We start from the raw sequence: 21,034 nt of genomic DNA on the forward strand, positions 1-21,034 counted from the left end.
GTTCGGCGTTCAGTCACGCTTTCGGCGGATGCCCTCGAAAGTTGAGGCGACGATGCGGCCAGGCCGGTGATCGGAACGTGATCTGCCAACCCGGTCACGGAAGGCGGCCGTGGCGGTCCGTGCCGGCCGGCAGCGGGCCTCAATAGGTCAGGGTGACGGTGACCGTGTCCGAATAGGTGCCCGGGGCCGCCACCGCCTGCGCCGGCACGCGGCCGTACACGACCAGGGTCTGGACGCTGTTGTCGCCGGTGCCGGTGCGGTCGTTGGGACTGGTCGACCAGGCCTGGGTGCGGGCGCTGTCGCGGTAGAGCTCGTAGCCGATGTGGCCGCCCGGGCCGGCCATGCGCCGGTTGCCGCCGCTGGCATGGCTGCCGTTGTCCAGCGCCACCCGCCAGGCGGTGCCGGCGGGGCAGTGCAGGCTGATGGCGGAGGTCTGCTCGCGGGCGCTGGACAGCCGGGTGACCGTGCCGAAGTCCAGGTCGGTGGCGGTGCTGATGTAGCAGCTGTTGGCGAAGCTGGTCCGGACCTCGGTGTAATGGGTGCTGGCGCTGCCGCTGGCCGCGCACTGTTCGGGGCTGGGCGCGGTGCCGCCGGCCTGGGATGCGAAGCGCAGCACCGAGGTGATCTGGCTGACGTAGTTGCCGGCGGCCACGGTCTGCCCGGCGGGCAGCCTGGCGTGGATCTGCATCGACCCGCTGGCCTGGCCGTCGGCGGTCATCGTCAGCACCGTGCTGAAGACTGGATGGCCGCTGCCGTCGGCGCCGAGCAGCTGGGTGTGGGACGGATTGGCGTAGAGGTCGTAGTCCAGGTAGGCGTTGGGGGTGACGCTCCAGTTGATCATCCGCCGCGGCGCCACCCCGCCGGGGGTGTTCGGGTTCATCGTCAGGCACACCCGGTGGCTGAGCGTGGCATGGGTGTAGTTGTTGCAGATGAAGGTCAGGGTCCCGTTGCCGGTGGCGCCCGAGGCGTTGGCCGAGCCGAAGGACAGGGTCGGCGAGCTGTTGATCCAGCAGGTCTGGGCGCGGGCGGCGGCCGGAAGCAGCCATGCGCACAGCGCGCACAGGGCCAGCGCCAGCAGCCGGCGCGGGAATGGCGCCGGCCGGCGGACGCAGGCGGGCGCGGGCCAGCTCGTGGTGTTCATCGGCATACCACTCCTTGCAGTTCCACCAGGCCGCGGTCGGCGCTCACCGGTGGCAGCGTGGCTTCGCAGAAGCCGCCATTCTGGCCGATCCGCAGGCGCGCATCCGCCGGCGGATCCTCGAGGTAGAGCAGGCCGTCGTAACCGACCACGGTCAGCGGCGGGGCGCTGGCCGGGTCGGCGTCGTGTAGCCACACGGGACTGCCGGCGGCCAGCGGCCGGCCATCCGCACCGGTCAGGCCGACCTGCAGGGAGAGCACCGGGCGCATCGGGAAGCGCGCCAGCATGCCGCTGCGGCTCTCGGGCACGGCCAGCAGCTCGGTCCGGCCCAGGCTCACGTCGGCCGGCGCCTGCAGCGGGTCGATCGACAGGCGGTTGTTCTGCCAGGCGTTGAGCCGGCTCACCAGCAGCAGGCCGTGGGCGTCGGTGCGGCCGACCAGGCGGTTCTCCAGCAGGATCGGCACGTCGGCGATGCCGTCGGTGGAGACCAGGGCGAAGGCGTCGTCGACCCGGCGCATGCCGAACAGGTGACCCTGCATCAGCAGGACGCTGCCGCTGGCGCTGGCATAGCCGGTGTTGCGGCCGCCTTCGCCGCCGGTGTGGTGGACGCCGGCGGCCCATTCGCCGTGGGCGCCGAGGCGGTTGATCTCCGCCTGCGCGCTGGCCGCGTCGCCGGCGCTGGCCTGGGCGCGCCAGCCCCAGCCGCCGCGGTCGTAGTCGACGCTGCGGTTGGCCTCCACGGTCAGGCCGTCGGTGCCGGACGCGTGGCGCGCGCTGGCCGAGACCGAGGTGCGGCGGTCCAGCGGCATCGACCAGTACAGGTAGGCGTGGTCGCTGTCTTCGCGTTCCAGGTCGCGGTTGAGGTTGACGCTGAGGTAGCCGGCGCGCGGCAACTGCCAGGACAGCGACAGGTTGGCGTAGCGCGCGCGCGGCTGCTGCGCCCGGTCCTGGCGCAGGTAGCTGGCGCCGATCTGGACCCGGCCCAGGCTGACGCCGGCGAAGGCGCGGTCGCTGCGCCGCGCCAGCGGCGAATCCTCCAGGCTGGCCACGTCGGCGAACGCGGCGTCGCGGCGCAGGCTGGAAAGGGCGAGGTTGAAGCGCGGCGAGGCCCACTGCCAGCCGCCGCCGTACTGGCGACCGGCGCGTCCCTCGTGGCGGCTGCCGGCCAGCGACAGGTCGAGCACGCCGCCGCGGCGGCCGAGCATCACCTGGGCGCCGGCGCCGGCCATGGCCAGCTCGGCGGTGCCCTCGGCGTGCGCTTCCACGGTGAGCAGGTCGTTGACGCCGTGGCGCAGGGTGGCGCTGGCCATCGGCTCGTCGGCATAGGCGAACGAGCGCAGGCCGTAGTCGCGCCGGACCAGGCCCGCCTCCAGCGACCAGTCGCTCAGCCCGGCCTGGAGCAGCTCGGCGCTGCTGTACAGGCTGAAATCGACCACCCGGCTCTGGCCGTTGATGTCGGTGATCACCATCTGCGCCTGGCCGGCGCCGCTGACCCGCGGCAGGCTGTCGATCTGGAACTGCCCCGGCCGCACCTGCTGGCTGGACTGGCGGATGCCGTCGATGAACAGGTCCACCGTGGACGGCAGGGCCGCCTCGCCGGCGAACGAGGCCAGCGGCGTGGTCACCCGGTAGGGCTGCAGGGCGAAGTCGCGCGCGATCCGCACGCCGCCGATCCGGGTCGGGCGGGTCCATTGCAGCGCGCCGGTGTAGGTGTCGCCGGCGATCACGGACACCATGCTGTCCTGCAGGTCCAGCCGCCAGGCGGTGTCCAGGCGGACGGTGTCGTTGTCGTCCGTGTCCGGGCCGCGGACGACGCGGCTGACCACGCTGTTGCTCCACAGGCCGGGACCGAACCCGAACAGGCGCAGTTCGTGCCAGCCGCTGACCGAGCGGTGGTCGCCGTCGCCCTGGGCGTAGAGGTCGTAGTTGAGCAGCAGGCCGGGGGCGCGGCTGGCCGGGTCCACCCGTGGCGGCGGCGCGGCGGACGGGCCGAAATGTTCGCGTTCGGCCGACAGGGCCTCCAGCGGCACGGTCAGCGCCAGATGCTGGCGGCCGGCGTCGTAGCGGGCCTGCAGGCCGGGGATGGCGTCCAGCGCGACCAGGCGGCTGCCGGCGTCGTCGCTGCCCGGCCACTGCAGGCCCAGCCCGCGCAGGGTCGCGGCGCTGGCGTGCAGGCGGCCGTCGAGCATCAGGAAGCGCGCCAGCTGGCCGGTCACCGACTGGTTCAGCGAGACCTCCAGGTACAGCTCCTCGGCCCCTGCCGGCACGGGCAGGCGGTCGTCCTCGGCATCGACCAGGTCCAGGGTCGAGGGGCTGGACAGCCCGGGGGAGGCGGGAACGGCGGGCGCGGCCAGGGATCCGAAGGGCGCGCAGGCCGCGGCGACGCTAGCGGCCAGCGCCGTCCAGCGGCAGGGCCTGGTCGCTCGCATCGTCATTGAACCTGACCCTCAACTGGCCGCCGCGGGCGGTGGTGGCGGTGGGCAAAGGAACCGGCCACTGCATCTGCTGGCCGGCCAGGACGTAGCCCAGCAGGCCGGGAACCAGCTCGGTGCGCTGGCCCTGGCCATCGACCCAGGCCAGCCCGCTGAGCCGGACCCGCTGGCGGCCCGGATTGGCGACCACCAGCAGGCTGCCCGCCTCGTGCGGCTGCAGGCTCGCGGCCAGGGCCGGACGGGTGTCCGGGCGGGCCTCGGTCTGCCGCGAGGGACTGAGCGGCCCGGTGCCCTCGGCCAGCACGAACGCCGGGATGGAATAGCGCAGCAGGAACTGCAGGCCCGGGTCCTGGCCGCGCTCGCGCTCGTGCGGCAGCTCGTCCACGGTCAGGCGGTAGGCGGCTTCGGCCTGCAGGGGCGCGGCCTGCGGGCGGATCAGGCGGACCAGCTGCTGCTCGCCCGCGGCCACTTCCAGGATCGCCGGGCTGGCGACCAGGTCGCGGCTGGGCTCGAGCTGCTCGCCGCCGTCGCCCTGGGTCCAGCGCGACACCCGGACCTGGGCGCGCAGCGTCCCGGTCCCGGTGTTGGTCAGCCACAGCGCCTGCGAGCGCTCGCCGGGCGCGAACTCGACCAGGATCGGATTGACCTGCAAGTCGGCCGCCTGCGCGGCCGGCCCGGTCCAGGCCAGGCCGGCCGCCAGCAGCCAGCCGATGCCGCGGAGGCGGCCGCGCGCCGGGCGCGGCCTTTGCGCCCGGGAGGCCGGGCCGGTACCTGCGTGGTCCATCGATCCTCGCGCAGCGGTCAGTAGGTGACGGTGGCGGTGATGGTATCCGCGTAGTCGCCGGCCGGCACGTTGACGTTGCTGCTGCCCAGCACGCGGCCGTAGACCGGCACGGTCTGGTCGGTGCCGTCGCCGGTGCCGGCCTGGGTGGTGCCGGTGGTGTCGCCCCAGTTCTGGGTCAGGGCGGCGTCGCGGTACAGGCTGTAGGGAATGGTCTCGTTGAGGCTGGCGTGCTTCATCAGGCGGCTGGTGACCGAGCTGCCGTTGGCGCCCTGGTTGAGGGCGATCGCGTACGGGGTGCCGGTGGTGCAGTTCACCACCAGGGCGCCGTTGGCGGTGACGTCGCCGGCCGCCGAGCGGACGGTGTCCGGGAAGACCACGTCCGAGCCGCCGGTGCGGAACTCGCAGGACTCGGTGATCTTGATCAGGACCTGGAAGGTATCGGTGTCGGTGGCGGCGTGGGCGTTGCCGGCCAGGGCGGCGGCGGACAGGGCGGCGGCGAGGGACAGCTTGGCGAACGGCTTCATCGGGAATGCTCCTGTGACGTTGCGGATGCAGGGGATGCGTTGCGGGCAGTCGGAGCAGGAACCGTGCCAAGTATCCGGCGCTCCCCATTCCAGGGAACTCAAGGCGCCAGACGGTCCCGTGACATGACTGAATGCGCTTATTGTGACCCAGTCCGCGGAGTATTGCCGAACTGCTAGGCGAAAAATGACGCATCGCGTCACTTTATTGACGTGACTCGTTCAGGTGGTCATCTCTCGCTGAATAGGCGATGGGGGAAACCGTCAAGTTCCCGCCCCGGACTCGCCGGCCGCGGAAGCACGCGTTCAGGAAGGCGCCGGATGGGCGATAATCCGGGCATGAGCCTGCACCTGAAGACCCCCGAAGAAATCGAGAAGATGCGCGTCGCCGGCCGCCTGGCCGCCGAGGTGCTGGAGATGATCACGCCGCACGTCAAGCCGGGCGTGACCACCGAGGAACTGGACCGGATCTGCCACGAGCACATCGTCAACGTACAGGGCACGATCCCGGCCAACGTCGGCTACCGCGGCTATCCCAAGACCGTGTGCACCTCGGTCAACAACGTGATCTGCCACGGCATTCCCAGCGCGGGCAAGGTGCTCAAGGACGGCGACATCCTCAACATCGACGTCACCGTCATCAAGGACGGCTGGCACGGCGACACCAGCCGGATGTACTACGTCGGCACGCCCTCGGTGATGGCGAAGAGGCTGGTGGACGCGACCTTCGAGGCGATGTGGCGCGGGATCCGCGCGGTCCGTCCGGGCGCGACCCTGGGCGACGTCGGCCACGCGATCCAGAGCTACGCCGAGGGCGAGCGCTTCTCGGTGGTGCGCGAGTACTGCGGCCACGGCATCGGCAAGGTCTACCACGACGATCCGCAGGTGCTGCACTACGGCCGCCCGGGCGAGGGCCTGGTGCTGCGGCCGGGCATGACCTTCACCATCGAGCCGATGATCAACGAGGGCACCCGCTACACAAAGGTGCTGCCGGATGGCTGGACCGTGGTGACCAAGGACCGCAAGCTGTCGGCGCAGTGGGAACACATGGTCGCGGTGACCGAGGACGGCGTGGACGTGCTGACCCTGGCGCAGGGCCAGCAGCCGCCTCCGGCGTGAGCGCCGGCATGGGCAGCACGTTCCCGCCCGATGCTTCCGCCGCCGTCGCGGTGGACGACAGCGACGCCGGCTGGGCCGCGCGCGCGCGCGAGGTGCTCGGCCAGGCCGACGCACGCCTGGCGCGCCGTTACGGTCCCGACGCCGACATCGACCGCCTGCTGGCCCTGCGCGCGCGCGCCGTCGACGAGCTTTTGCGCCAGGCCTGGCAGCGGTGCCTGCCGGCCGGTGCGCCGCTGGCGCTGTTCGCGGTCGGCGGCTACGGCCGCGGCGAGCTGTTCCCGCGTTCGGACATCGACCTGCTGGTGCTGGGCGATGCGTCGGCGCAGGAGGCGCGTCACGCCGAGCTGTCGCGGTTCTTCGCCCTGCTCTGGGACGTCGGCCTGCCGGTGGGGCATGCGGTGCGCTCGCCGGAACAGTGCACCGCGGCGGCGGCCGACCAGACGGTGATGACCGCCCTGCTGGAGTCGCGGCCGCTGGTCGCCGACGCCGCGGCGCAGGCGGCGCTCGCCGCGGCGATCGCGCCGGAAAGGATCTGGCCGCCGCGCGACTTCTTCGAGGCCAAGCGCGGAGAACTGCGCGCGCGCCACCAGCGCTACGGCGACACCTCCGACAACCTCGAACCCAACATCAAGGACGGCCCCGGCGGCCTGCGCGACCTGCACACGCTGGGCTGGATGGCCCTGCGCGCGTTCGGCGTGCGCGGGCTGGAGGCAGTGGTCGGCCTGGGCCAGCTCGGTCCGGACGAGGCCGCCGCGCTGGCGCGCGAGCGCCGCGCCCTGGGCCGGCTGCGTTTCGGCCTGCACCTGGTGGCCGGGCGGCCGGAGGAGCGGCTGCGCTTCGACTACCAGAAGGCCCTGGCCCAGCGCCTGGGCTTCGCCGACGACGACCACAGCCTGGGCGTCGAGAAGATGATGCAGGGCTTCTACCGCAGCGCGGCGATCGTGCGCCGGATCAGCGACCGGCTTTTGCAGCGCTTCGAGGAGACCTTCGACGGCGAGGCCGCGCCCGAGCCGCTGAACCCGGACTTCGCCCTGCGCCGCGGCTACCTGGCCGCCAACGCACCGTACTGGCCGGAGGCCGACCTGCGCGAGGTGCTGGCGCTGTTCGCGACTTGGGCGGCGCACCCGCAGGTGCGCGGGCTGCACTCGCGCACCGCGCGCGCGCTGGCCGAGTCACTGCCGCGGCTGCCGTCCTACACCGCCGCCGGGCCGGCCGCGCGCGAGCGCTTCATGGCCCTGATGCGCGGCCCGCGCGCGGTCCAGACCCTGACCCGGATGGCGCGCCTGGGCGTGCTCGGCCAGTACCTGCCGGCGTTCGCGCAGGTCTCCGGGCGGATGCAGTTCGACCTGTTCCACGTCTACACCGTGGACCAGCACACGCTGATGGTGCTGGCGAACCTGGCTGGCTTCGCTGGCGGCCAGGCCGACGCGCGCTTCTCCATCGCCCACGAGGTGTGGCCGCGGCTGCGCAAGCCGGAGCTTCTGCTGCTGGCCGGCCTGTTCCACGACATCGCCAAGGGCCGCGGCGGCGACCATTCCGAACTGGGCGCGGTGGACGCGCGCGAGTTCTGCCGGGCGCACGGCCTGAGCGAGGCCGATACCGGCCTGGTCGTGTGGCTGGTGGAACAGCATCTGCGGATGTCGGTGACCGCACAGAAGCAGGACATCTCCGATCCGGAGGTGGTGCACGCCTTCGCCACCCTGGTCGGCGACCGCGAGCGCCTGGACTACCTGTACCTGCTGACCTGCGCCGACATCGCCGGGACCAGCCCCAAGCTGTGGAACGCCTGGAAGGACCGGCTGCTGGCCGACCTCTACCTGTCCACCCGGCGGGTGCTGCGCGAAGGCCTGGAGGTGCCGGTGGACGCCGAGGCGCGGGTGGCCGAGGCGCGCGCGGAGACCCATGCCCTGCTGCGCGAGCGCGGGCTGGATGACGCCACCATCGCGCGCCAGTTCGCCGAGATGCCGGACGAGGGTTTCCTGCGCTTCCGCCCCGAGCAGCTGGCCTGGCAGGCCGCCTCGCTGGTCCGGGTGCGCAAGGGCGACACCCGGGTGGCGGTGCGCCGCATCGACGGCAAGTCCGGCGGCGAGTCCTGCGACCGGGGCGGGGCGCTGGAGGTGTTCGTGCACTCGCCCGACCGCGACGGCCTGTTCGCCGCGATCGTCGCCACCCTGGACCGGCACGGCTACGGCATCCACCAGGCGCGGGTGCTGATGGGTCCCAATGGCACCGTGTTCGACACCTTCGAAGTGCTGCCGGCCGACAGCTTCGCCAGCGGCGACCCGCACCAGCTCGAGCAGGCCCTGGCCCAGGCACTGTCCGGAACCTCGCTCGACCAGGTGCGCGCGCCGCGTCGGGCCGCGCCGCGGCAGCTGCGCCACTTCCGCTTCCCGCCGCAGGTGGAGTTCAACGCCACCGCCGACGGCCGCCGCAGCCTGTTCGGGCTGGTCTGCCCCGACCGCCCCGGGCTGCTGGCCGACGTCGCCCAGGCCCTGCGCGCCTGCGGCCTGCGGGTGCACGACGCGCGCATCGCCACCTTCGGCGAGCGCGCCGAGGACCTGTTCCAGATCACCGACGAACACGACCAGCCGCTGGACGCCGCCCGGCAGGACGCCCTGCGCGCCGAGCTGCGCGCCCGGCTGGATCCCGACAGCACATCCCAAGGAGCCGCCCGCTGATGGCACAGACGCCGAAGAAGACCCCCGCCCGCAAGGCCGCCGCGCCGCGCAAGCGCGCCGCCGCCGGCCACGACGTTCCCGGCCTGGCCGAGCTGAAGTTCTCGATCGAAAGCGCGTTCGAGCGCCGCGCCGCGCTGACCCTGGACGAGATCGACGGCTCGACCCGGCCGCTGGTCGAGCGGGTGATCGGCGGCCTGGAGACGGGCGAGTTCCGGGTCGCCGAGCCGAACGGCAAGGGCGGCTGGCAGGTCAACGAGTGGCTGAAGAAGGCGGTGCTGCTGTACTTCCGGGTCAACGACATGACCGTGATGGAAGGCGCGCCCGGCCCGTTCTGGGACAAGGTGCCGCTGCGCTTCCAGGGCTACGGCGAGGCCGAGTTCCGCAAGCTGGGCGTGCGCGTGGTCCCCGGCACCGTGGCCCGCCGCGGCAGCTGCTTCGGCAAGGACGTGGTGCTGATGCCGAGCTTCGTCAACATCGGCGCGCACGTGGGCGAGGGCACCATGGTCGACACCTGGGCCACGGTCGGTTCCTGCGCCCAGGTCGGCAAGCACTGCCACATCTCCGGCGGCGCCGGCATCGGCGGCGTGCTCGAGCCCTTGCAGGCCAGCCCCACTATCGTCGAGGACCACTGCTTCATCGGCGCCCGCTCGGAGGTGGTCGAGGGCGTGGTGGTCGGCCACCACAGCGTGATCGGCATGGGCGTGTTCATCGGCCAGTCCACCCGCATCTACAACCGCGCCACCGGCGAGGTCAGCTACGGCTACGTGCCGCCGGGCAGCGTGGTGGTGTCCGGCTCGCTGCCGGCCGCCGACGGCAGCCACTCGCTGTACTGCGCGGTGATCGTCAAGCAGGTCGACGCCAAGACCCGGGCCAAGACCAGCATCAACGACCTGCTGCGCGGGTAACGGCATGACCACGGTCTACGGCCTCAATAACTGCGACACCTGCAAGAAGGCGACCAGGTGGCTGGACCGCTTCGGCGTGGCCTACGCCTTCGTCGACTACCGCGAGCACAAGCCCGCGCCGGAGACGCTGGTGGAATGGGCGGGCAAGGCCGGCGGCTTCGATGCCCTGGTCAACAAGTCCTCGACCACCTGGCGGCAGCTGCCGGAGAGCCGCAAGGCGCCCGGCAGCGAGGCCGAGTGGAAGTTGCTGCTGCGCGAGCACCCGCAGCTGGTGCGGCGGCCGGTGGTGGTGAAGGACGACGGCAGCTTCAGCCAGGGCTTTTCCGACAATGGCTTCAAGAAGCTGTTCGGCGTGGGCTGAGGGCGGGCGGCCGATGAGCGACGTGCTCGACCTCACCTGCGACCTGATCGCGCGCGCTTCGGTCACCCCGGACGACGCCGGCTGCCAGGCGCTGATCGCCGGGCGCCTGCGCCAGGCCGGCTTCGCCTGCGAGCACCTGCGCTACGGCCAGGTCGACAACCTCTGGGCCACCCACGGCAGCGGCGAGGGGCCGGTGCTGGTCCTGCTCGGCCATACCGACGTGGTCCCGCCCGGTCCGCGCGAGGCCTGGACCAGCGACCCGTTCGCGCCGGACATCCGCGACGGCGTGCTCTACGGCCGTGGCGCGGCCGACATGAAGTCCGGGGTGGCCGCGTTCGTGGTCGCCGCCGAGCGCTTCGCCGCCGCCCATCCCGACCACCCCGGCACCCTGGCCCTGCTGCTGACCTCCGACGAGGAGGGCGACGCGATCGACGGCGTGCGCCGGGTCGCGCAGACCTTCCGCGAGCGCGGCCAGCGGATCGACTGGTGCATCACCGGCGAGCCGTCCTCCACCGCGAGACTGGGCGACCTGTTGCGCGTGGGCCGCCGCGGCAGCCTGTCGGCGACGCTGACCATCAAGGGCGTGCAGGGCCACGTCGCCTACCCGCACAAGGCGCGCAATCCGATCCACCTGGCCGCGCCGGCGCTGGCCGAACTGACCGCCCGGGTCTGGGACGGGGGCTACGAAAGCTTCCCGCCGACCAGCCTGCAGGTCAGCAACATCCACGCCGGCACCGGCGCCAACAACGTCATCCCCGGCGAACTGCAGGTGCTGTTCAACCTGCGCTACAACCCGCACTGGGACGCGCCCAAGCTGGAGGCGGAGATCGCCGCGCTGCTGGACCGGCACGGCCTCGAGTACGCGCTGCGCTGGCACCGCAGCGGCGAGCCGTTCTACACCCCGGAAGGCCGGCTGCGCGCGGTGGCGCGCGAGGTGCTGGGCCGCTTCGCCGGCGCGCGGCCGGAGGAAAGCACCGGCGGCGGCACCTCCGATGCGCGCTTCATCGCTCCGCTGGGCGCGCAGTGCATCGAGGTCGGACCGGTCAACGCCAGCATCCACCAGGTCGACGAACACGTCGCCGTCGCCGACCTGGAGGCCTTGCCCGAGCTCTACCTGCAACTGGTCGAACGCCTGCTCCTGTAGGCGCCGCAGGCTCAATGCGGCCCGTGCTGCTCGTTCGGCCGCGCCTTGCGGTCGCGCAGGAGCGCGCTGAGGGCGATCGCCAGGCCCAGCACGCTGGCGATCAGGAACAGCCCCACCGCCAGCGCCGGGTAGCCGAACAGGTGGGTGGGCGTGTCCACCCGCATCAGCATCGCCGAGGAGACCAGCAGCGCCGCGGTCACCACCGCCGCGGCGATCCGGTTGGCGATCTTCTGCATGTTCTCCATCAGCCGCGAATGCTCCAGCCCGTCCAGGCGGATCTGCAGCCGGTTCTCGGCGATCAGCGACAGGGCGTCGGACAGCTTGCGCGGCGCGTCGCGCAGCAGACCCTGCACCTCCAGCAGCTCGCCGGCCAGGTTGGCGCTGGAGAACGAGCGCCGCAGCTGCGCGCGCATGATCGATTCCAGGTGCGACTCCACCAGCGCGCGCACGTCCATCTGCGGGTCCAGGGCGTCGGCCACCCGCTCCAGGTTGAGCAGGGTCTTGCCCAGCAGGCTGATCTCGGCCGGCACCCGCAGCCCGCGCTCGGCCGCGCAGCCGACCAGGTCCAGCAGCAGCCGTCCTTCCGAGGTGCGGCGGCCGCCGGTGGCGTAGCGCGCCACCAGCTGGCCGGTGTCGCGCGCGAACGCGGTCTCGTCGAACTGCTCCAGGCGGGTGCCGATCGCCACCAGTTCGCGGGCCACGTCCTCGCCGCGCGCGTCCACCGCGGCGAACAGCAGCTTGAGCAGGCGCTCGCGCATCCGCGGCGGCACCTGCGCGACCATGCCCAGGTCGATCAGCGCCAGCCGCCCGTCGTCGCACAACAGGACATTGCCCGGATGCGGATCGGCGTGGATGTCGCCGTTCACGAACACCTGGTCCAGGTAGGCGCGCATCAGCTCGGCCGCCGGGGTGGCCAGGTCCAGCTCGGTGCGGCGCAGGCCGGAGACCGCGGTCACCTTCTGGCCGTGGACCAGCTCCATGGTCAACACCCGCGAGGTGCACAGGCCCCAGACCGGCGCCGGCACGTACAGCTGCGGATACGCGGACAGGCGCTCGCGGAAGCGTTCCAGGTTCTCGGCCTCGCGCCGGTAATCCAGCTCCAGCAAGAGGATCTTGCGGAACTCGGCGATCCAGTCGGCGAAGTGCAGGCGGCGGCCGGTCTCGGTCAGCGCGTCGGCGGTGCCGGCCAGGCCGGCCAGCACCTCCAGGTCCAGACGGATCGCCTGATCCATGCCCGGCCTTTGCACCTTGACCGCGACCTCGCGGCCGTCGCGCAGCACCGCGCGGTGCACCTGGGCCAGCGAGGCGGCGGCCAGCGGCACCGGATCGAAGGAGGCGAACAGGCGCCCGATCCTTGCGCCCAGTTCCTCCTCGACGATCTTCTCCACAACCGTGGTGTCGACCGGCGCGACCTCGTCCTGGATCCGGTCCAGGGCGTCGATGTAGGCCGCCGGCACCAGGTCCGGGCGGGTGGACAGCGATTGGCCGAGCTTGATGAAGGCCGGCCCCAGCGATTCCAGGTCGGCGGCGAAGGCCTGGGCCTCGGCGATGCCGGAGGCGTCGGCGATGGTCGGCTCGACCGGCGGCGCATGGCTCCAGTCCATGCCGGTGAGGATCCGCCGGTGGCGGGCGAGGCGGGCGACGACCTGGGCGGTACGGGCCAGGCGCTGGGTGGTGTCGGGCAAGGCGGCTCTCCCCTGTGCGGTCTGCGTGTTGCAGCGGCGCGTCGTAGCGGCACGGGCCGTCGCGGCTGCAGGCGGCGGCAGTATTGGCCGGTCTGCGTGAGGGGGGCGTCAGTTGCCCAGGCAACGGTTGCGCGGCGCTCCCGGGGCGGGTTAGTGTCGGCCCATGCTTTCTGTCCTCCGCGCCAACCCGGCCAATTCGAACCGCAACAATATTGCGGTCAATAACCGTGCGCGGCCGATGCGGGGGCGCGACCAGGCATAAGCGGCACAGCCTGGACGAACCGGAAACCCGCATCGGCCGATGCGGGTTTTTTTGTGTCCGGGAAGTGCCAATGCATGGCCGCGATGCACGCGCCAATCCGTAACACCACCCACACCCAGGAGTTTTCCCATGTGTTCGATCTTCGGCATCTTCGGCCTGCAGCCGGGCGATGACCTGCCCGGCCTGCGCCGGCAGTCGCTGGACCTGTCGCAGAGGCAGCGCCACCGCGGCCCGGACTGGAGCGGCGTGTACGTCGACGACGGCGCGATCCTGGTCCACGAGCGCCTGGCCATCGTCGATCCGGCCGGCGGCTCCCAGCCCCTGCTGTCGCAGGACGGCCGCCTGGCGCTGGCGGTCAACGGCGAGATCTACAACCACAAGCCGCTCAAGGGCGAGCTGAAGCAGGCCTACGCGTTCCAGACCGAATCGGACTGCGAGGTGATCAACGCCCTGTACCTGGAAGACGAGCCGGCCTCGTTCCTCAACCGGCTCAACGGCATCTTCGCCTTCGCCCTGTGGGACAAGGCCAAGGGCCGGGCGATCATCGCCCGCGATCCGATCGGCGTGGTGCCTTTGTACTGGGGCCACGACAAGGAAGGCCGCCTGCGGGTGGCCTCGGAAATGAAGCCGCTGGTGGACGAGTGCGCGGACGTGGCCCAGTTCCCGCCCGGCCACTGGTACGACACCGCCACCGGCGAGCTGACGAAGTACTACGAGCGGCCGTGGCGCGACTACGCCGCGGTGGAAGGCGTGGAGGTCTCGCCGACCGAGCTGCGCGAGGCCTTCGAGGCCGCCGTCCATCGCCAGCTGATGACCGACGTGCCCTACGGCGTTTTGCTGTCCGGCGGCCTGGATTCCTCGCTGGTGGCCGCGGTGGCCGCGCGTTATGCCCGCCACCGGATCGAGGACGGCGACAAGTCCGAGGCCTGGTGGCCGCGCCTGCATTCGTTCGCCATCGGCCTCAAGGGTTCGCCCGACCTGGCCGCGGCCGAGGTCGCCGCGCAGGCCCTGGGCACCGTCCACCACGGCTTCGAATACACCTTCGAGGAAGGCCTGGACGCGCTGCCCGAGGTGATCCGCCACATCGAGACCTACGACGTCACCACCATCCGCGCCTCCACCCCGATGTTCCTGCTGGCGCGCCGGATCAAGGCGATGGGGGTGAAGATGGTGCTCAGCGGCGAGGGCAGCGACGAGGTGTTCGGCGGTTATCTCTATTTCCACAAGGCGCCGAACGCGCGCGAGTTCCACGAGGAGTTGATCCGCAAGCTCGACGCGCTCAACAACTTCGACTGCCTGCGCGCCAACAAGTCGATGATGGCCTGGGGCGTGGAGCCGCGGGTGCCGTTCCTGGACCGCGAGTTCCTGGACGTGGCCATGCGCATGGATGCCAGCCACAAGATGGTGCACAAGGGCCAGGCCGGCCCGCAGAGGATGGAGAAGGGCGTGCTGCGCCAGGCCTTCGACGGCTACCTGCCCGAGCAGATCCTGTGGCGGCAGAAGGAGCAGTTCAGCGACGGCGTCGGCTACGGCTGGATCGACGGGCTGAAGGCGCACGCCGAGGCGCAGGTGTCCGACCGCGAGCTGGCCGCGGCCGACAAGCGCTTCCCGGTCAATCCGCCGCAGACCAAGGAAGCCTATTTCTACCGTTCGGTGTTCGAGCGCTTCTACCCGACGCCCGCTGCAGCCGAGACCGTGCCGGGCGGCAAGTCGATCGCCTGCTCCTCGCCGGCGGCGATCGCCTGGGACGCCAGCTTCGCCAAGATGGCCGACCCGTCCGGCCGCGCTGTGGCGGGCGTGCACGAGCAGGCCCTGGCCGGCTGAGCGGCACGCGCCTGCAGCCGCGTCGCCGTGGCTGCAGGCGCTGACCCCCTTGTAGGAGCCGGGAGACCGGACATCCGTCCGTGGAGAAGCGCCGGCGACCGTGGAGGCGGACGCCTCAATGGCAGCCGGTTTCACGCAGACGCATTCGCCATGGCGGTCGCCGGCAAGACCGGCTCCTACAGGGGGACGGTCAACGGGACGTCGAAGGCTCCGGCGCCAGCCGCAGCGTATGCCGCGCCGGTCCCGGCAGGAACGGCGTCGGCCGGCCAGCGACCCAGTCCTCGTGGCCGGCGCCCCAGAACGGCGACAGCAGGTGCCCGCTCTGGCCGCCGGGCATGTGCACGATGCCGTCGGCCTCGTGGCCGGGCGCGACCACCATGCGCTCGGAGGCGCCGAAGGACGGGCCCTGTACCCGCGGCATGTGGCTGTCGCCCGGCAGGGGATCGGCCGGCATGCACAGCCAGCGCCGGGCGATCGCCGGCAGCGCGGCCGCCAGCGGGTGGCAGATCGCGGCGGTGTTGCGTTCGCCCCAGGTGCGTTCTTCCAGCGCAGGGCCCTGCGCGGCCAGGTCCTTTTCCAGGGCGCGCGCGGCATCGGCCAGCAGCGCGTCCCAGCTGGCGTGGCCGGGCGGCAGCAGGTGCGGCGGGCGTTGCTCGACCAGCGGCCACAGCACGCCTTCCAGCTGCGGCAGGTAGGGTTCGACGAAGTCGTCGCCGAGCGCTTCGCGGGCCGGGGCCAGCAGGCCGGCCTGGACCCGCTCCAGCACCATCCCGCGGAAGCCGCGCGCGATCCGGTAGCTGGCCGAGTCGACCGAGGCGCGGCCGTCCCAGTGCCGGCTGGCGGCTTCCAGGCGGCGCAGGGCCGGGTCGTCCTGGCCCTCCGCGGTGGCGCGCAGCAGCTGCCACCAGCGCTGCAGGAACAGCGCGCGGTCATCGAGCTGGATCGCGAGCAAGGCCCGCTCGTCGAAGCGCGTTCCCGCGCGCAGGCCGTCGCGGATCTGTCCGGCGCGCGCACCCAGGTCGTAGCCGCCGTCGCCCAGGCGCTGCAGCTGCGCGCCGCCGGCCACGCGCGCATTGGCGGTCCACAGGCGGCCGTCGGCGGGATCGAGCAGGGCCGGATGGCCGGCCTGGACCGCCGGCCACGGCGGGCACGAAGGCGTGGCCGCGGCCTCCACGCCTTCGGCGCAGCCCGGGGCGCGATCCGGCAGGGTGCCGAGGATGCGCCAGGCGATGCGGCCCTGGCGGTCGGCCAGCAGCAGGTTCTGCGCCGGCAGGCCGGCGCGGTCGGCGAAGCGGTTGGCCTCGTCCAGGTCGTGGGCGCGGGCGAACTCCTTCAGGCCCAGGTTGAGCGAGCCGGGCAGGTGCGCGACCCAGCGCAGGGCCAGGTGGCGGCCGTTGGCGGTGTCGTGCAGCACCGGGCCCCAGTCGCTCTCGCGCACTTCCAGGGTCTGCGCGGGTGCACCGGCGACCTCGATCGTCTCGCGCACGGTGCGCAGGGGCGCGTCGGCCGGCAAAAGGGCCCAGTCGGCGGTGTCGGCATAGGCATTCGTGAAGCCCCAGGCGACGTGGCCGTTGCTGCCGGCGATCACCGCCGGCAGCCCGGGCAGGGTGAAGCCGGTGACGTCGACCCGGCCGCCGGGTGCGCGCGGGTCCGGGTAGCGCAGGCGGGCGCGGAACCAGATGCCGGGCGCGCGCAGGCCCAGGTGCATGTCGTCGGCCAGGATCGCGCGGCCGTCCGCGGTCAGGCTGCCGGCGACGGCGAAGTTGTTGCTGCCCGGCACGCCGTCGGCGGGATCGGGCGCGTCCGCGTCCTTCGGGGCCGGCGCGGAGGCAAGCCCACGCAGGTCGAGGGCGTCGGCGCCCGGCAGCACCGCATCGCCCAGGGCCTGGCCTTCCAGCGGCGCATCCCAGCTGCTGCCGGCATGGGCCAGCAAGGCGTACAAGGGCGCCGGCACCGCCCCGCGGATGCGCAGCATCGCCAGCTCGGTGCGGTTGCCGGAGTCCTGCAGGTCGAAGTACATCGCGTGTCCGGCCAGGCCCGAGTCGGCGGCCTGCCATGGCTGCGGCGCCTGCCGCAGCAGCAGGTAGGGCCAGGGCCGGGTGCGCAGGGCGCCGAGCCCGGCGTTGACGCCCGCCACGTAGGCCTGCATCTGCGGCGCGTCGGCGCCCAGGGTCTCGGCCAGGCGGCCTTCGATCCGCGCGCGCAGTCGGTGGACGCGGCGCTCGCGGTCCAGCGGCAGCGCGATCGCGCCGAACAGCGCCGACAGTTCGCCGGCGGCGCTGCGCCGCATCAGGTCCATCTCGAAATAGCGTTCCTGCGCATGGACGTAGCCCAGGGCGCGCAGCGCGTCGTCCTGGCTGGACGCGTCGATGGTGACCACGCCGAGGGCGTCGCGCTGGATCGAGACCGGCGCAGCCAGGCCGGGCAGGGCCTGTTCGCCGTCGAGCACGGGCAGGCTGCCGCGCAGCAACCACCAGGCGGCCAGCGCGGACAGCAGGACGATCGCCAGCAGCGCGAGCAGGACGCGCCGGGTCCACTTGAGCATGGCCGTTCCCCCGGAAGGACCGGCTCATTCTAGGCGGCGACCGTGGCGGGACGGTGGCGGCGACGGGTAAGGCGGGCGGGTAAGGCCGGGCCGGGGTCAGGATGCGGCCGCGATTGCGACTGATTCCGATTGAAACACCCTGCCCGCGGCTGCGGCACACTGCGCCCGTTTCCTGTTCCCGGAGTTCCCCGCATGAAAGGCCACCCTGACGTCATCGACTGCCTGAAGGAGCTGCTGCGCGGCGAGCTGGCCGCGCGCGACCAGTATTTCCTGCACTCGCGCCGCTACGAGGACCAGGGCCTGAAGGCGCTGTACGAGCGCATCAGCCACGAGATGCAGGAAGAGACCGAGCACGCCGACGCGATCCTGCGCCGGATCCTGTTCCTGGAAGGCGACCCGGACATGCGCCCGCACGCCTTCGTCCCCGGCAGGACGGTGGTGGAGATGCTCGAGGCCGACCTGCAGATCGAGTACCAGGTCCGCGCCAACCTCGCCGCGGGGATGAAGCTGTGCGAGGAGAAGCAGGACTACGTCAGCCGCGACATGCTGCTGGCCCAGCTCAAGGACACCGAGGAAGACCATGCCTGGTGGCTGGAGCAGCAGCTGGGCCTGATCAAGCGGATCGGCCTGGAGAACTATCAGCTGTCCAAGATCGCCGGCGTCGGCGGCCCGGCGCACGGCTGAGGCCGGCTCCTACCGCCGCGTCAGGCGATAGACCGCGGTGGACAGCGCGGTCACGCCCTCATCGCGGAAGCGCGGCTCCTGGTCGAGGATGTCGCGCCGTTCCCGCAGATCCACGTCCCAGCCCGGGGCGAACAGCCGCCGCACCTCGGCCTCGTCCACCGAGAACGGCGGCCCGTCCTTCTCGGCCTGCGGGTACTCCAGGGTGATCAGCAGGCCGCGGCTGCCGGCCGGCAGGCGGCCGTAGACCTCGGCCACGTAGCGCGCGCGCATCGGCGGCGGCAGGGCGATGATCGCGGCGCGGTCGTAGACCGCGGCGACCGTGCCGAGCAGGCCGGCGGACAGGGCGAACACGTCGCCGCGCACCAGGTCGAGCGGGCCGGCGCGGTGGTGGATGCCGTCGGCGTCGGTGGAGACCTCGGGCGCCAGGCCGGCTTCGGCGAAGAACGCGTCCACCGCCAGCGGCGACAGCTCGCAGCCGAGCACTTCGTGCCCCTGCGCGGCCAGCCAGTGCATGTCCAGGGTCTTGCCGGCCAGCGGCACGAACACCCGGCTGTCGGCGGCCAGGCCCAGCGCCGGCCAGTGCTTTTCCAGCAGCGGCATGACCTTGTCCTGGTGGAAGGCGGTCCTGCCTTCGTTCCAGCGCTGCAACCAGAAATCCGCGTCCATCTTCCGCTCCGGTGCCGTGATCCGCCTTACTCGACCGCCAGCCCGTCCACCTTCTGCCAGCCGCGCGGCAGCAGCCCGCCGCGGGTGGCGCGCGCACCGAGGTAGGCGTCCAGTTCCTTGAACGAGAGGGTCATGGTGCGCTGGCCACTGCGCACCTGCAGGCTCTGCCCGGGCGCGACCGCGGCCACCGCGACCACCCGCTCGGTCGCCAGCTTGGCCTTGGGGATGTCGATCAGCTTGTTGCCCTTGCCCTTGTCCAGCTCGGGCAGCTCGGCGGCCGGGATCGCCAGCAGGTGCCCGGCGCTGGTCACCGCCACGATCCGGTCGGTCTCCACGCCGGCCACGGCCGCCGGCTGCAGCACCGCCGCGTTCGGGGTCAGGTTGAGCAGCGCCTTGCCGGCCTTGTTGCGGCCGGTGAGGTTCTCGAAGCGGGTGACGAAGCCGTAGCCGTGCGAGGACGCCAGCACGAAGCGGGCCTCGTTCTCGCCGCTGGCCATGGCCTGGAAGGCGGCGCCGGCGGCCGGCGAGAAGCGCCCGGTCAGCGGCTCCCCGTTGCCGCGCGCCGAGGGCAGGCTGTGCGCGGCGGTGGAATAGCTGCGGCCCTGCGAGTCGAGGAAGGCCACCTGCCAGGTGCTGCGCGCGCGCACCGCCGCCAGCAGGCCGTCGCCTTCGCGGTAGGACAGGCCGGCCGCGTCCACGTCGTGGCCCTTGGCCGCGCGGATCCAGCCCTTCTCCGACAGGACCACGGTCACCGGCTCGGACGGCACCAGCTCGGTCTCGTCGATCGCCTGGGCGGCGCCGCGCTGGACCAGCGGCGAGCGGCGCTCGTCGCCGAACTTTTTCGCATCGGCCAGCAGCTCGTCCTTGACCAGCTTCTTCAGCCTGGCCGCGCTGCCGAGGATGGCGACGATCCGCTCCAGTTCCCTGGCCAGCTCGTCCTGCTCGCCGCGGATCTTCATCTCCTCCAGGCGCGCCAGCTGCTTCAGCCGGGTCTCGAGGATGTAGTCGGCCTGATCCTCGGACAGCTCGAAGCGCGCGATCAGCGCCGCCTTCGGCTCGTCCTCGGTGCGGATGATCCGGATCACCTCGTCCAGGTTGAGGAAGGCCACCAGCAGGCCTTCCAGCAGGTGCAGGCGGCGCTCGACCTTCTCCTGGCGGTGCTTCAGCCGGCGGGCGACGGTGTCGGTGCGGAACCTCAGCCACTCCTCCAGCAGGGTGCGCAGGTTCTTGACCGCCGGCTTGCCGTCCAGGCCGATCACGTTGAGGTTGACCCGGTAGCTGCGCTCCAGGTCGGTGGTGGCGAACAGGTGGCCCATCAGCTGTTCGGCGTCCACCCGGTTGGAGCGCGGCACCAGCACCACCCGCACCGGGTTGGCGTGGTCGGACTCGTCGCGGATGTCCTCCAGCCACGGCAGCTTCTTGGCGCGCATCTGCGCGGCGATCTGCTCGATCACCTTGGACGGGGAGACCTGGTAGGGCAGGGCGGTGACCACGAAGTTGCCGCTGGCCTCCTTGGTCCAGGTGGCGCGGGCGCGGACGCTGCCCTGGCCGGTCTCGTACAGCGTGCGCAGGTCGGCGGCCGGGGTGATGATCTCGGCGGCGGTCGGGTAGTCCGGGCCGCGCACGTGCTCGCACAGGTCGGCGACGCTGGCCTCCGGGTCGTCGAGCAGGCGCACGCAGGCGCTGACGACCTCGTTGAGGTTGTGCGGCGGCACGTCGGTGGCCATGCCCACCGCGATGCCGGTGGTGCCGTTGAGCAAAAGGTGCGGCAGCCGCGCCGGCATCCAGCTCGGCTCGTCCAGGGTGCCGTCGAAGTTCGGGGTCCAGTCCACCGTGCCCTGGCCCAGCTCGCCCAGCAGGACCTCGGCGATCGGGGTGAGCTTGGACTCGGTGTAGCGCATGGCCGCGAACGACTTGGGGTCGTCGGTCGAGCCGAAGTTGCCCTGGCCCTCGATCAGCGGGTAGCGGTAGGAGAACGGCTGGGCCATCAGCACCAGCGCCTCGTAGCAGGCCGAGTCGCCGTGCGGGTGGTACTTGCCGATCACGTCGCCGACGGTGCGCGCGGATTTCTTCGGCTTGGCCGCCGCGTTCAGGCCCAGCTCGCTCATCGAGTAGACGATGCGCCTCTGCACCGGCTTGAGCCCGTCGCCGATGAACGGCAGGGCGCGGTCCAGCACCACGTACATCGAATAGTCCAGATAGGCGCGCTCGGCGTACTCGCGCAGGGGGATCTGTTCGAAGCCGTGGAAGGTGGGGCGGATGGTTTCGGTCATCGTGGCGGAACTG

At 72.1% G+C, this 21,034-nt stretch carries 15 protein-coding genes; 7 read left to right on the top strand and 8 right to left on the bottom strand.

Annotated features, from left to right (window positions below):
- Positions 1-139: 139 nt before the first annotated feature.
- Genes CSC62_RS05760 through CSC62_RS05775 form a run of 4 tightly spaced genes read right to left on the bottom strand, consistent with a single transcriptional unit; the run spans position 140 to position 4,878 of the window.
- The gene (locus CSC62_RS05760) at positions 140-1,141 is read right to left on the bottom strand and encodes a Csu type fimbrial protein (protein WP_162405215.1); all 1,002 of its coding nucleotides are present in this window, start codon (positions 1,139-1,141) and stop codon (positions 140-142) included.
- Positions 1,138-3,567, bottom strand: coding sequence for a fimbria/pilus outer membrane usher protein (locus tag CSC62_RS05765; protein ID WP_211368937.1), 2,430 nt, complete (start codon positions 3,565-3,567; stop codon positions 1,138-1,140). Before CSC62_RS05765 ends, CSC62_RS05760 begins: the two co-directional genes overlap by 4 nt.
- Positions 3,524-4,354, bottom strand: coding sequence for a fimbrial biogenesis chaperone (locus CSC62_RS05770; protein WP_162405217.1), 831 nt, complete (start codon positions 4,352-4,354; stop codon positions 3,524-3,526). Before CSC62_RS05770 ends, CSC62_RS05765 begins: the two co-directional genes overlap by 44 nt.
- Positions 4,355-4,371: 17 nt before the next feature.
- A complete protein-coding gene (locus CSC62_RS05775) occupies positions 4,372-4,878 on the bottom strand; it encodes a Csu type fimbrial protein (protein ID WP_162405218.1) in 507 nt (168 codons plus the stop codon).
- 336 nt (positions 4,879-5,214) lie between these two features.
- On the opposite strand from CSC62_RS05775, the gene map reads away from it, so the two are divergent.
- The 5 genes from map to dapE are packed head-to-tail and all read left to right on the top strand — an operon-like array spanning position 5,215 to position 11,082.
- Positions 5,215-5,994, top strand: coding sequence for a type I methionyl aminopeptidase (gene map, locus CSC62_RS05780; RefSeq protein ID WP_162405266.1), 780 nt, complete (start codon positions 5,215-5,217; stop codon positions 5,992-5,994).
- Between the two features lie 8 nt (positions 5,995-6,002).
- Positions 6,003-8,672: a [protein-PII] uridylyltransferase gene (gene glnD, locus CSC62_RS05785; RefSeq protein WP_162405219.1), complete on the top strand. Its 2,670-nt coding sequence runs from the start codon at positions 6,003-6,005 to the stop codon at positions 8,670-8,672.
- On the top strand, positions 8,672-9,577 hold the full coding sequence (gene dapD / locus CSC62_RS05790; RefSeq protein WP_162405220.1) for a 2,3,4,5-tetrahydropyridine-2,6-dicarboxylate N-succinyltransferase: 906 nt from the start codon (positions 8,672-8,674) through the stop codon (positions 9,575-9,577). The genes glnD and dapD overlap by 1 nt, the downstream gene beginning before the upstream one ends.
- A 4-nt stretch (positions 9,578-9,581) precedes the next feature.
- Positions 9,582-9,938: a Spx/MgsR family RNA polymerase-binding regulatory protein gene (locus CSC62_RS05795; protein WP_162405221.1), complete on the top strand. Its 357-nt coding sequence runs from the start codon at positions 9,582-9,584 to the stop codon at positions 9,936-9,938.
- A gap of 13 nt (positions 9,939-9,951) precedes the next feature.
- Positions 9,952-11,082, top strand: a complete 1,131-nt coding sequence (gene dapE, locus CSC62_RS05800; RefSeq protein ID WP_162405222.1) for a succinyl-diaminopimelate desuccinylase — start codon at positions 9,952-9,954, stop codon at positions 11,080-11,082.
- Positions 11,083-11,093: 11 nt separating this feature from the next.
- Here the strand turns inward: dapE and CSC62_RS05805 are convergent, their stop codons facing one another.
- Entirely contained in the window at positions 11,094-12,686 is a 1,593-nt protein-coding gene (locus CSC62_RS05805) for an ABC1 kinase family protein (RefSeq protein ID WP_162405267.1), read from the bottom strand.
- A gap of 472 nt (positions 12,687-13,158) precedes the next feature.
- On the opposite strand from CSC62_RS05805, the gene asnB reads away from it, so the two are divergent.
- Positions 13,159-14,853, top strand: a complete 1,695-nt coding sequence (asnB, locus tag CSC62_RS05810; RefSeq protein ID WP_162405223.1) for an asparagine synthase B — start codon at positions 13,159-13,161, stop codon at positions 14,851-14,853.
- A gap of 190 nt (positions 14,854-15,043) precedes the next feature.
- Here the strand turns inward: asnB and CSC62_RS05815 are convergent, their stop codons facing one another.
- Positions 15,044-17,398: a penicillin acylase family protein gene (locus CSC62_RS05815; RefSeq protein WP_162405224.1), complete on the bottom strand. Its 2,355-nt coding sequence runs from the start codon at positions 17,396-17,398 to the stop codon at positions 15,044-15,046.
- Positions 17,399-17,590: 192 nt separating this feature from the next.
- Here CSC62_RS05815 and bfr point away from each other — a divergent pair, with 192 nt between their 5' ends.
- Positions 17,591-18,082, top strand: a complete 492-nt coding sequence (bfr, locus tag CSC62_RS05820) for a bacterioferritin (RefSeq protein WP_162405225.1) — start codon at positions 17,591-17,593, stop codon at positions 18,080-18,082.
- Between the two features lie 9 nt (positions 18,083-18,091).
- On the opposite strand, the gene CSC62_RS05825 is transcribed toward bfr, so the two are convergent.
- Complete coding sequence (locus CSC62_RS05825; protein ID WP_162405226.1) at positions 18,092-18,748, bottom strand: thiopurine S-methyltransferase; 657 nt, start codon at positions 18,746-18,748, stop codon at positions 18,092-18,094.
- A gap of 26 nt (positions 18,749-18,774) precedes the next feature.
- Positions 18,775-21,021 (bottom strand): DNA topoisomerase IV subunit A, encoded by a 2,247-nt coding sequence (gene parC, locus CSC62_RS05830; RefSeq protein WP_162405227.1) that lies wholly within the window; start codon positions 21,019-21,021, stop codon positions 18,775-18,777.
- Positions 21,022-21,034: the final 13 nt, after the last annotated feature.

The organism is Pseudoxanthomonas jiangsuensis, from assembly GCF_010093185.1.
GTDB lineage: Bacteria > Pseudomonadota > Gammaproteobacteria > Xanthomonadales > Xanthomonadaceae > Pseudoxanthomonas > Pseudoxanthomonas jiangsuensis.